The organism is Paraburkholderia sp. GAS334 (genome assembly GCF_050436625.1).
Lineage (GTDB): Bacteria > Pseudomonadota > Gammaproteobacteria > Burkholderiales > Burkholderiaceae > Paraburkholderia.
The window spans coordinates 1-2,102 of sequence record NZ_JBNDMO010000089.1 but is presented as its reverse complement, the minus strand read 5'-3'; the positions used below and the strand labels follow the sequence as shown (position 1 = coordinate 2,102).

The window sequence follows — 2,102 nt, the reverse complement described above, 5'->3', positions numbered from 1 at the left end:
CAAAGGCAACATCAGCGTAGCGCGACTCGATGGTGCGGCGTGTCTCATCGCGCAATATGTACGGATTTTCCATGGGGGTTCGCCAGGTGAATCGCCCCTTGCGGCTGGTGACGAGGCGCCGAAGCGCCACTTCACCGTACCGACCCCGACTATCCCGGCCTTGCAGCACCCATGTCGTGGCCCTCCCTGGTTCAGGGGCCCGGATATGATCGCGCATTAGCGACCGGAAGCCACGCCGGTACTTGTGCGCAAGCCAATATCCCAGCTTCCAGAAGACGGTTCGGTCCAGCCTGCTAAACAGGGTCGCCGTGTAGTCGGTGTACTGGTAGAAGGTTGCCCATCCCGTCAGTTGCCGATTCAGGCTTTCCACCATATCCATCCGGTTCATGCTGTAATTGCCTGACAGTTGTCTGACCAGCCGCTCGGCAAAGCCCCGATACTTCTCCCACGGAATTGTCGTCACAGGTCGCATGCTGCCGCGTGGTCCGCGCTTGCGAATGATGCGGTGGCCGAGGAAGACGAAACCGTCATTCACATGCGTGATATGGGTCTTCTCCATATTCAGCGTGAGCTTCAGCTTGCCTTCGAGGAATTCCCGACATGCTTCGCGTACTACTTCGGCATGCGCTCGGGTTCCTTTGACGACCACCACAAAGTCATCCGCATAACGACAGTAGGATACTGCCGGTTTCCACTGCCGATTTTCTCGCACAGCGATGGGCCGCTGTTTGAGGATAGCGAAGTTCCACGCCCACCGGTCCTTGCGTACCTTCTTGTTCAGGAAGTTCGTTTCCATCCACGCATCAAACTCATGCAACATGATGTTGGACAGCAGAGGCGAGATAACTCCGCCTTGAGGAACACCTTCACTCGCGGCACGGAATAGACCATGATCAACGCATCCCGCCTTGATGAACTTCCAGAGCAGGGCAAGGAAGCGCTGGTCGGCGATGCGCTTGCGGATCCCCTTCAGTAGCAGGCGATGATGAACGGTGTCGAAGTAGCTGGCGAGGTCGCCCTCGATGACCCAGCGTCCCGCAGCACTCTGCTCATCTGCAGCCGTTAACTGAAGTCTCACCATGCGCACAGCGTGATGTACGCTGCGGGCCGGTCTAAAGCCATGTGAAGCCGGGTGGAAATCACTCTCCCAGATCGGCTCCATCGCCATCAGCATGGCCCGTTGAACAATTCTATCCCGCAGACTCGGGATGCCGAGTGGCCTGAGCTTGCCGTTCGCTTTCGGGATGTACACGCGGCGCGCCGGTAGCGGACTGTACGAGCCCGCCAACAGTTCGTCGCGTATCGTCGTCAATTCATGCTGGAGATTCTCCTCCATCATGCGCTTGCTAACACCGTCCACGCCTGGCGTGCGAGCCCCGCTGGAGGCCAGCGTAATGCGAGCCGCTTCGCTCAGCCAAACCCTATCGGCAATCAGTCTCAGAAGGCGGTCAAACTTGCGTTCTTTGTCCTCCGTCGACCACGTCGCCAGTTTGCTTTGCATTTCACTGATTATCAAAGGTCTTCACCTCACTGTGGTCAGTTAATCAACCCAGCAAACCACTTCAACTGCCTCCCTTCGCCATGTAGCCGGTTTTCCCGACCTCGGACTACTACGGAGGCTCCGCCAGCCTGCATATCATCGGGGGCACACTCCCTTGACATCTATGCAAGCCTTCCCCAGTTCACATGCCGGACTCAACGCACGGGCGAGGTTGCCTATCGCAGTCTTTATCCTTGCTTGCCGCAAGTCGTCGCAGACACCACGGCCTAGCTGCGCGCTCTCCGTGATTCCAACTGGCCGGCATACATCTCCAGCCAGCATTCGCGGCACCAGTCCATACCTGTGACCGACGCCGATCCGCGTCCTGCCTCTTAAGCGGTGTAGGCAGGGGTGACGATTCAACCCTCAGATGCGTTTCAATAGGTTCGTGTCCCTCAACCGTCCCATGCTCAGCCTGGAAGCTCATCTTGGCGTAACCGCTTCGCCGCAAGCTCCGTTTCCCACGGACTTCGTCACCTTGCCAGTGTCCAGCAAGTCACCGCCGCTTCGGCTCACTTTCTCTCGCAGCAGAGAAAGGGCATGCCCCGGTACCGCAACTTCA

At 58.1% G+C, this 2,102-nt stretch carries 1 protein-coding gene; it reads right to left on the bottom strand.

Annotated elements, in window-relative coordinates:
* On the bottom strand, positions 1 to 1,501 hold a 1,501-nt coding region (gene ltrA, locus P3T21_RS38340), incomplete at its 3' end, for a group II intron reverse transcriptase/maturase (protein WP_429261046.1).
* Positions 1,502 to 2,102 lie beyond the last annotated feature (601 nt).